This window comes from Subtercola boreus (assembly GCF_003399645.1).
Lineage (GTDB): Bacteria > Actinomycetota > Actinomycetes > Actinomycetales > Microbacteriaceae > Subtercola > Subtercola boreus_A.
In genome coordinates this window covers 17,967-27,419 of record NZ_NBXD01000022.1, presented here as the reverse complement: position 1 = coordinate 27,419, position 9,453 = coordinate 17,967, and the positions used below count along the sequence as shown (strand labels likewise).

At 70.0% G+C, this 9,453-nt stretch carries 9 protein-coding genes; 2 read left to right on the top strand and 7 right to left on the bottom strand.

Annotated elements, in window-relative coordinates; all coding sequences use genetic code 11:
* Positions 1 to 251 precede the first annotated feature (251 nt).
* Positions 252 to 1,625 carry a glycosyltransferase 87 family protein gene (locus tag B7R24_RS11405; RefSeq protein WP_172582800.1) on the bottom strand — a complete coding sequence of 458 codons (1,374 nt, stop codon included), beginning with the start codon at positions 1,623 to 1,625 and terminating at the stop codon, positions 252 to 254.
* Between the two features lie 106 nt (positions 1,626 to 1,731).
* Here B7R24_RS11405 and B7R24_RS11400 point away from each other — a divergent pair, with 106 nt between their 5' ends.
* Positions 1,732 to 3,105, top strand: coding sequence for a molybdopterin-dependent oxidoreductase (locus B7R24_RS11400; protein WP_116419103.1), 1,374 nt, complete (start codon positions 1,732 to 1,734; stop codon positions 3,103 to 3,105).
* Positions 3,105 to 3,557: a hypothetical protein gene (locus B7R24_RS11395; protein WP_116419102.1), complete on the top strand. Its 453-nt coding sequence runs from the start codon at positions 3,105 to 3,107 to the stop codon at positions 3,555 to 3,557. Before B7R24_RS11400 ends, B7R24_RS11395 begins: the two co-directional genes overlap by 1 nt.
* Positions 3,558 to 3,604: 47 nt before the next feature.
* On the opposite strand, the gene B7R24_RS11390 is transcribed toward B7R24_RS11395, so the two are convergent.
* The 6 genes from B7R24_RS11390 to B7R24_RS11365 form a co-directional block, all read right to left on the bottom strand.
* Positions 3,605 to 4,879, bottom strand: a complete 1,275-nt coding sequence (locus tag B7R24_RS11390; RefSeq protein WP_116419106.1) for an LCP family protein — start codon at positions 4,877 to 4,879, stop codon at positions 3,605 to 3,607.
* Positions 4,880 to 5,043: 164 nt separating this feature from the next.
* Entirely contained in the window at positions 5,044 to 5,718 is a 675-nt protein-coding gene (locus B7R24_RS11385) for a class I SAM-dependent methyltransferase (RefSeq protein WP_116419101.1), read from the bottom strand.
* Positions 5,715 to 6,425, bottom strand: a complete 711-nt coding sequence (locus B7R24_RS11380) for a TIGR04282 family arsenosugar biosynthesis glycosyltransferase (RefSeq protein WP_116419100.1) — start codon at positions 6,423 to 6,425, stop codon at positions 5,715 to 5,717. The genes B7R24_RS11385 and B7R24_RS11380 overlap by 4 nt, the downstream gene beginning before the upstream one ends.
* A gap of 200 nt (positions 6,426 to 6,625) precedes the next feature.
* Positions 6,626 to 7,372 (bottom strand): glycosyltransferase family 2 protein, encoded by a 747-nt coding sequence (locus tag B7R24_RS11375; RefSeq protein ID WP_116419099.1) that lies wholly within the window; start codon positions 7,370 to 7,372, stop codon positions 6,626 to 6,628.
* A complete protein-coding gene (locus B7R24_RS11370; protein WP_216363676.1) occupies positions 7,369 to 8,532 on the bottom strand; it encodes an NAD-dependent epimerase/dehydratase family protein in 1,164 nt (387 codons plus the stop codon). The genes B7R24_RS11375 and B7R24_RS11370 overlap by 4 nt, the downstream gene beginning before the upstream one ends.
* A complete protein-coding gene (locus B7R24_RS11365) occupies positions 8,522 to 9,451 on the bottom strand; it encodes an MTAP family purine nucleoside phosphorylase (RefSeq protein ID WP_116419097.1) in 930 nt (309 codons plus the stop codon). The genes B7R24_RS11370 and B7R24_RS11365 overlap by 11 nt, the downstream gene beginning before the upstream one ends.
* Positions 9,452 to 9,453 lie beyond the last annotated feature (2 nt).

Here is a 9,453-nt window from a genome sequence, read left to right as displayed (position 1 = left end):
GGCCGGGGTGGAGGTGGTGCTGGAGGTGGTGGAGCAGGCGGCGAGCGAGAACGCGAGCAGGCCGGATGCGGCGATCGCGGTGGCGACCTTGGTGAAGTTGCGCATGATGAAATCCTTCGTTTGCTGTTGTGAAGCGGTGAACTGCTTGGTAGTGAGAGTTCGCCGCCCCCGCCGCAACGGATGGGTGTCGTCGGGATTATCCAGCGGGCTCTCAGCTTCGGGCCCTCAGCTTCGGGCCCTCAGCTCCGGCCTCAGCTCCGCGCTCTCCTCCGCATCACCGCAGCCGCGAGCACGACCGCGGCGGCGACACCGAACGAGATGCGCGACACGGCGACGGTCGGTACCAGCAGTTGGGCCGTGAGGGCGAGGGGCACGATCATCCACTCCCATCGCCGGCTGAGCGCGATGAACGGAACCAGCAGCAGCGCGTACCACGAGTAGTGCGGGGTGACGACGAGAATGGTCACGCCGATCATCACGACCTGCCCGAGCCAGGGGTTGTCCGGGTCGGCGAACCGGAAGACGAGCACCGCCGTGACGAGCAACAGGATGCCCGCCAGCACGATTGCCCCGACCCCCGGTGCCACGAGGGAGAGAAGGGCGAACCGGCTGCCGTCGTCGTAGCCCTCCTCGGTGAGGTACCCCGGCAGAAAGCCGATCACGGCGAGACCGGTCATGGCGACGTAGGGAATGTAGAGCACCACGAAGGTCACCAGCGCCGAGATCGTGACCGAGACCGGATGCCGCCGCAGCACGGCGGGCACACCGATGACCGGCACCAGTTTCGTCGCGATGGAGAGCCCCAGAGCGATTCCGCCCAGCACGCTGCGCTTCATGTCTCCCGGCCCGGCCCGCGACAGCAGCAGAGTCGCGACCAGCAGCAGCAGGGTCGCGAGCGCATCGACGTGCGAATTCGTCACCGCCTCCGTCGCCACGAACGGGCTCCACGCCCAGAGCGCCGCCCACCGGGGGTCGATTCCGCGCCGCCGCATCGCCAGAACGAGAGCGACACTGACCCCGACCGCGATCAGCGCGCCCGCCGCCTGGAACGGCCAGTAGGCGGCTCCGGATGGCACCGTCGCGCGCACCGCGGCGAAATAGAGCTCGGCCGCCGGAGGGTAGATGGTGTTCACCTGCGGCCGGTTGATCGTCGTGCACAGCACGACGAACGAGGGAACGGTGATGGTGCGCTCCACCCGGCTGCCCTCGCACTGGGCGCGTCCGTCGGCATCGAGCACGGAGGCCGGGAAGAGCCACGCCGTGCGGAACGACTCCAGAGCGTCGTCGGCCGGAACGTAGGCGTACGGCGAGGTGCCGCCGAGCTGCACGATTCCGTCCCACGCATAGCGCGCGGAGTCGGTGCTCGTGTTCGGCGGCCCGGCCAGGGCACTTGCGCCGAGCACCGCCGATCCGGCGATAACGAGCACGACCGCCGCGCGCGGCGGAATGTGCCTGACCGTCCAGAGTGCGGCTGCATAGAGCGCCCAGAGCAGGGCCGTCAGCCAGACGATGCCGCCCGCGTCGGCCGGGTCGAAGAACCCGAGCGCCGTCACGGACAAGACGGTCACGACAGCCATCGCAGCGAGCAGGGCGATCGTCAGAACGGTCGCCGGTCGGCCGGTCACCAGGCCTCCGCCTGAACGGTCTCGCGGGGTCAGGGCATCGTCGGGGGGCACAGGCCTATCATGGCGGGTGACCCACCACATCGGTGTGCTGCTACGAAGAGAAACCATGCGACGCCTGCTTCTGACCCTCCAGCACGCCGTCGCCGCGCCCAGCCGCAATCCCCGACTCGCCGTGGTGATCGGGCGCCTTCTGGGCCTCGCCTTCCTCGTCTGCTTCGCAACGGGTCTCTACAGCCACTTCCTGCAGGAACCGCTGCCGTGGATGCGCTTTCCCACCCAGCCCGTCCAGCTCTACCAGGTGACCCAGGGCATCCACATCACCGCAGGTATCGCCTGTTTCCCGCTGATTCTCGCGAAGCTGTACACCGTCTTCCCGAACCTCTTCGAGACCCCGCCGATCACCGGCATCGGCTCCCTGCTGGAGCGGGCATCCATCGCCGTCTTCGTGGGTGCGTCGCTCGTCGAGATCACCATCGGCCTGCTGAACACCTACCAGTTCTACCCGTGGCCCTTCGGGTTCCGGGAGGTGCACTTCGCCCTGTCGTTCGTCATCATCGGATCGCTCGCGGTACACATCGGCGTCAAGCTGCCGATCATCGCGACGTACTGGCGAAAGCGCAGTGGCTACGGCCCCGAGCTGGCGTTCGACGCTGAGGAACGGGCCGAGATCAACGCTCCGCTCGTCGACGTTCTGCCGGCCGCGGTGCAGCGGGTGCCGGGTGCGCGCCAGGCATCGGGCCTCACCGGGCGGTTGTTCCGGTGGATCGACGAGACACCGCGCGAACGACTGCCCGAGCAGACCGCCAAGCAGACCGCCGAGCAGACCGCCGAGCAGACCGCCGAGCAGCCCGCCGAGCAGACCGCCGAGCAGCCCAGCGCCGCGACGTCGCCCAGTCGCCGCGCCTTCCTGCTCACCACGGCGGCGGGGGTCGCCGCCGTGGTCGTGCTGAGCGCCGGCCAGTCGTTTGCCGCCCTCCGACCGTTCAACCTGTTCGCGCCGCGGGCGAAGGGCATCGGCCCGCAGGCCGTACCGGTCAACCGCACGGCCGCCGCAGCCCAGGTCACCGACACGGCTGTGAGCCCCGACTGGGCTCTCACCCTCACGAACGGCCCCACGTCGATGACCTTCAGCCGTGCCCAGCTTCTCGCTCTGCCGCAGACGACCGTCGACCTGCCCATCTCGTGCGTCGAGGGCTGGAGCCAGATGGCCACCTGGACCGGGGTGCGTCTCGCCGACCTCGTGAAGCAGGTCGCGAGCTCCGGCTCGCCCGCCCTGCGCATCACGAGCCTCGAGAAGGAGGGCGGCTACCGGGTCACTCAGATGGGCTCCGAATACGTGGGCGACCCCACCACCCTGGTCGCGCTGAACCTGAACGGCGAGACGCTCGACATCGATCACGGCTATCCCGCCCGCATGATCGCGCCCGGTCGACCCGGTGTGCTGCAGACCAAGTGGCTCAGCAGCCTGGAGGTGATGTGATGCGCATCGACTCCCTGCGCCTCGCGCGGAGCATCCTGATCGCGGTCGGGGTGCTCGGCATCGCCCTTGGCGCAGTCGTACTGGTGATGAAGCAGGACCTACCGGCGATCGTGTCCGTCGCCCTGTGGATGCTCGGGGCGATCATCCTGCACGACGCCGTCATCTCACCGATCGTGTTCGTCATCGGTGTTCTCGCGCGGCGCGCGGGCCGCAGGATTTCGACGGGCGTGCTCGCCATCGTGCAGGGGGCGATCGTGGTGGGCTGCCTGCTGATGCTGCTCATCGTGCCCGAGATCTACGCGAAGACGCTCGGCACCGCGAACGACACCGTTCTGCCCTTCGACTACGCCGCACGGCTGGGTTTCCTGTGGCTCGGGATGATCGTGCTCACCGCGATCGTCGTCGTGCTGTACCTGCGGCTCAGCCGCCCACGGGCTGCCCAGAGCGCCTGACAGCCCGGAGCGCCTGACAGCCCGGAGCGCCTGACCGCCCGGAGCGCCTAGTTGCCGACCGTGCAGGTCTGTTCGGCCGCTGTCTGGCCGGTCACCGTGCCCGGAAGCGCGACGCTGGTCGAGCCCGGGGTCGCCGTGGCGGCCGGGGTCGAACCGTCGGTCGGGGCCGTGGTCGCGCCATCCGTCGGCGCGGCCGTGTCGGTGGGGGTGACGGTGGCGTTCGGGTCGGCCTCGGCCGCCTCACCCGTGCCACCCGTCAGCTGGATCGCCTGGTTGTTCTGCAGCGCGGTGTTCAGCACCGCGGCTGCCGCGTCGTCGGCGACCACCCGGTTCGAATCGTCGGGGTCGGCGACGACGGGATACTGCACGAACACCAGCTTGCTCAGGTCGACGTCCTTCAGGGCCAGCCCGATCGACACCATCGAGTTCGGGTTCTTCAGGCTCGTCGAGAGGCTCATGTTCGAGAGCGCGGCATTCGCCAGGGAGTAGAGGGTGACCGGGTTGGCCAGCACGCCTGCGCTCGTGACCTTGCGCATCAGGGCCGAGAGGAAGACCTGCTGGTTGCTGATCCGCCCCAGGTCGCTGCCGTCGGCGACGCCGTGGCGGGTGCGCACGAAGGCGAGCGCCTCATCGCCGACGAGGGTCTGCTGGCCGGCCCCGAGATCGAGCCCGGTGAAGGCGTCGACCACCGGCGAGGCGAGACACACGGTCACGCCGCCGACAGCGGTCGACATCGATGAGACGCCGGAGAAGCTGATCTCGGCGGCGTAGGGGATCTTCAGCCCGGTGAGCGCCTCGACGGTCAGGACGGTGCAGGAGATGGTGCCACGCGAGAGCGTCGAGTTGAACATCGCGTAGTCGGTTGCGTCGACCGTCCCGTTGCCGTCGGGGCTGGGGCAGGCCGGAACGGGGCCCATCATGTCGCGTGGGAAGCTGATGACAGCTGCGCTCTTGTGGTCGGCCGAGATGTGCAGCAGGATCGTGACGTCGTTGTTGCCGGCGCCCGTGCTCGCATCCTGGTTCGCCGAATCCGCGAAGCCCGCACCCTGGTCGGTGCGCGTGTCTGTTCCGACCAGCAGCAGGTTCACGCTGCCCTCGGCGGCCCCGACGCCCACGTCGGTCGTCGCGGTCTCACCCGTCGCAGTCTGCAGCTCGAATCCGGGCTGGGAGCGCCCGAGGGTCTGCGCGACGGCGATGGCGACGATCGAGGTCGAGCTGACGGCGAGCACAGCCACGATGGCGAGCACGATGCGGGCGACGACGCCCAGCGGAGAGCGTGCGCGTACTCGGCCGTGGCGGAGTTGGAGGTCGCGTGCGCTCATGTGTTCGATGTCATTCGCGGCCGGGGTGCCCTTCACTCTGCGGTCGTCAGTTCCCCCTATGTTGGTGCATCCACTGTTGACATCCGCGCACATCCAGCGATTTCGGGCGTGATTCTTTGGTGATGCTCAGGATGCACGGCTCCCGTTCGCGGCAGCGAGAACGCTCAGCGCGCGCGTCCGAGCCGGCAGAACGAGCGGCCGTCGCGGGTCCAGCTCTGCACGAGCCGGAGGCCCACCGAGCGTGCGCGGCGGGCGAGCGCGGCGCTGCCGACCTCGGCCCAGGGGAACGATGCGCTGGCCGAGCCGTCGTCACCCACCACCCGGCAGTCGTAGGCACGATCGGCGGACGGGTCGTTCTGCACCTCGACGAGAACGCATCCGGTGGGGGAGAGGAGTTCCTCGCAGCGGGCGAGCAGGGCCGTCGGATCGCCGCCGATACCGATGTTGCCGTCGACCAGCAGCAGCGTCATCCATTCGCCCTCGAGGGGCAGCGGATCGAAGACCGACGCACGCAGCACCGGAATCCCGGCGGCGCTCGCCACACCGATGGCGGCACCCGACACGTCGATGCCGAGTGCGCTGTGGCCGGCGGTCAGGGCGGCCTTGACCATGCGGCCGGGACCGCAGCCGATATCGAGCAGCGGGCCGGATCCCTCTTCGATGAGGCTCATGTCGGTCGCGTCGGCGGCCGCGCTCCAGCGCGCGACATCCATCATCAGTGAGGCTGTGCCGGTCGGGGTGACCCCGTCCCGTGCGGTGGGAACCAGCAGCAACCGGCCGTCGTTCTGCAGCGCCCGGGCGTAGGGCTCGTCGCCTCCCGCCCCGAAGGTGGGCGTCACGAGCGCGACTCGGCGAGTTCGAGGGTGTGACCTGCGGGGTACTGGGTGGCCTGCCAGGCGGCAGCGAACCGGCCGTCGGGCGCCTGCGCGGCGACCTGGGCCGCATCCTGGGCCGTGTCGACGTCGGTCAGTTCGGCGAGCAGGCCCACGGTGAGCCCGGAATCCTGCAGACGACGGAGCTGGATGCTGCCGGTGTCGTCCTGGGACATCGGCACGCCCTCGATCAGGCTGCCATCGGGATCGGCCATGGCGAGGGCCCAGAATCCGCCGTCGGTGGAGAGACCGATCCAGCCCTCGGTGTGATCCGGTCGGCCGGTGCCGTCGCGGTGGCTGGGGTGGCTGCGCGACGGGTCTTCGGCCCAGGCGAGTACGGGAGCGAGGTGTTCGCGGGTGAGCTGCGGCGTGTCCATTCCCACCAGCAGGGTGGGTCCGGAACAGCGGTCGAACACGTCGGCCAGCCGGGCGTCCAGGCCGCCTGCAGCCTGGGGAATGATCTCAAAACCGGCGGCCTGGGGAGGGGCCATCGCGGGGTCGCCGTCGAACGCCAGAATGCGCCGGGTCGCCGGGAGCAGGCGAACGACGTCGAGCGTGTCGGCGAGGCTGGCGGATGCCACGACCGCGGCCTGCTCGAACGTCAGGTCGGGCGTGAGGCGGGTCTTCACCCGGCCCGGTACACACTCTTTTGCGATGACGATGACTGTGAGCACCGGTACTCCCTCTTGTGATCCGACCCGTCTGGTGAACGAACCGGGATACGACAACGCACGTTCTACGAAACGGTGCGGTGACGCGGAGTGCGTCAGTCGTTCCGTCAAGGGTTCGGAGCGCGGCGTCGCACGGATGGTTCTTCCAGCGTATGGTCAGCTTGGTTCCGCTCCCGGGGGGTGCCATCCGGGCGCGGTGTGTGTTAGTCGGGCGCCTGTGCGTCGTCGGGTTCCGGCACCGATGCCGTTCCGGCGCCGTTTCGCACGGAGGCGAGCAGTCTCGACATGTCGTTGATGGCGACGACGGTTCCGCGAAGGGTGCCGGTCACCTTGGAGCGGCCGACCCGTGGCGCGTACGCGGTGTCGACCTCGACGATTCGCCAGCCGTCGGCATTCGCGCGCAGCACCATCTCGAGCGGGTATCCGCTGCGGCGGTCCTGCAGGTCGAGGCCGAGAAGCGGCACCCGCCGGGCCACGCGCATCGGCCCGAGGTCGTGCAGCTCGATCCGCGCGCGCACCCGGATCATCGTCGAGAGCGCCCGGTTCGCCAGCCGGGCGTGCAGCGGCCAGGACCCCCGTCCGGTCGGCCGCCGCCGCCCCAGCACGAGGTCGGCCCCCGCTGCTCGGCCGCCTGCTGCGCCGGAACGCGCGCCGAGCAGCGCCACCATGCGGGGCAGCTCGCTCGGATCCATCGACGCGTCGGCGTCGCAGAACGCCACGATCGGCGCCGTGGCGGCGAGCAGCCCGGCGTGCGCGGCCGCGCCGAACCCGCGCCGCGATTCCTCCACCACGAGTGCGCCGTGCCGCCGGGCGACCGCCGCCGAATCATCCGTAGACCCGTTGTCGACCACGATCGCACGGTACCCCTCCGGCAGGCGGCCGAGCACCCAGGGCAGCGCCCCGGCCTCGTTGAGGCACGGGAAGACGACGTCGACGGGAGCTCCGATCACGGCGTGACCGCCTCGCGCAACGGGGCCGCCGCGAACTCGCGCACACCCTCCTCGAACGAGACCGACGGCTGCCAGCCGAGCTCCGTGCACAACCTCTCATTCGACGCCGTGATGTGCCGAACATCGCCCAGACGGAACTCGCCCGTCACCACCGGCGGAAGCCCGCCCGAGAACCGGCTGAGCGCCTCGGCGAGGTCGCCGATGGTGTGCACCGTGCCGCTGCCCACGTTGTAGGCGCGAAAACTCGAGGGCTCGGCATCTGTCGTGCGCCCGATCGCGGCGAGGTTGGCCGCGGCCACGTCGGCGACGTGCACGAAGTCGCGCCGCTGCCGGCCGTCTTCGAACACCCGCGGCGCTTCCCCGCGCTCGATTGCCGACCGGAAGAGCGACGCAACTCCCGCGTACGGCGTGTTCTGCGGCATGCCCGGTCCATAGACGTTGTGGTACCTCAGCGCGATCGCCCGCCCGCCGGTCGTCCGCGCCCATGACGCCGCCAGGTACTCCTGCGACAGTTTGCTCGACGCGTACACATTGCGGGGGTCGAGCGGATCGTCCTCCGAGATCAGCGCCGGCAGCAGCGCCAGTCCCGTCGCCGCGTCGACGGGGTCGAACCGCCCCGCCACCAGGTCGCTCTGTCGCCGAGCGGGCGGCCGCACGTTCGCGCTGCCTGCGTCGCTTGCGGCAGGCACACGGGTTCCGGATGTCGCGTTCCCCTCGGTGCCGGAGGCCCGCCGGTAGCTCCCCTCGCCGTACACCACCATCGACGATGCGAGCACCAGCCGACCGATCCCGGCGCGGGTCATCGCAGCCAGCAGGATCGCCGTACCGAGCTCATTGCTCGCCACGTAGTCGGGGGCGTCGAGAAAGTCGACCCCGAGCCCCACCTTCGCCGCCTGGTGGCAGACGACGCTGACGCCCTGCAGGGCATCCGCGACCGCAGCCGCATCGGTGACGTCTTCTCGCCGAAAGTCGATGCGAGCATCCATCGAGCGGGCATCCGCCGCATGGACGTCGGGGCGGAGCGAATCGAGCACCCGAACGCTCCAGCCGTCGGCGAGAGCGGCCTCGACGATCACCGACCCGATGAACCCGGCCCCGCCGGTCACCAGCAGCACTCCCTGCCGTTCCGGCGCCTCAGGACGCCGAACCTCAGTCGACACGGTGTGCACCCTCAGCAGCAGCCGCCGCCGCCACCTGATACCCGAGCACCTCGGCGACCGCAGAGCCCGCGATCAGCTCGCGCGGCTGGTACCCGACGGGAATCGCCCGCACGATCGCCTCGATCGCGTCGACGATCCGCGGCTGGGCATCCCGCAGCCGCTCGAACACCAGCTCTGCGCTCACACTCTCGTGCGCCAGCGCACTGTCTTCCCCGCTCGCACCCGCCCCGCCGCCCGCACTGCCCGCCGCCCCGGCCTCCGGCGCCAGGCCGGCGTCGGCATCCGTCACGAACGAGAGGTTCACCGTGCCCATGTTCAGCTCCGCCGCCAGCGTGACCTCGGGCACCAGCGTCATGTTGACGGTGTGCGCGCCGCCCGCCCGGAACCACAGCGATTCCGCCCTCGTGGAGAAGCGGGGCCCCTGGATCACGACGACTGTGCCGGTGGAGGAGAAGACCTCTCCTGCACCGGTCAGCGCGGCGGCCGCCAGTGTTCGCAGCTCGGGGCAGAACGGATCCGCCGCAGCGAGGTGCTGCACGCTTCCGCGGTCGTAGAACGTGTCGGGGCGACCCCAGGTGCGGTCGATGAACTGGTCGGTCAGCACCAGGGTTCCGGGCGGGTACTCGGGGCTCACGCCGCCGACCGCCGCCGACGAGATGATCGCCTTCACACCCAGCGACTTCAACGCCCAGATGTTCGCCCGGTAGTTGATGAGGTGCGGCGGCACGGAATGGTCGGCGCCGTGCCGGGTGAGGAACGCGACGCTGCGGCCCCCGATCCGGCCCACCGTGATGGGGCTCGAGGTCGGCCCGAACGGAGTGGGGACCTGAACCGTGACGGCATCGTCGAACAGCGTGTACAGCCCCGACCCGCCGATGACCGCGATCAGGGGGCCGTCGGGCGAGGGGGTATCAGTCATGG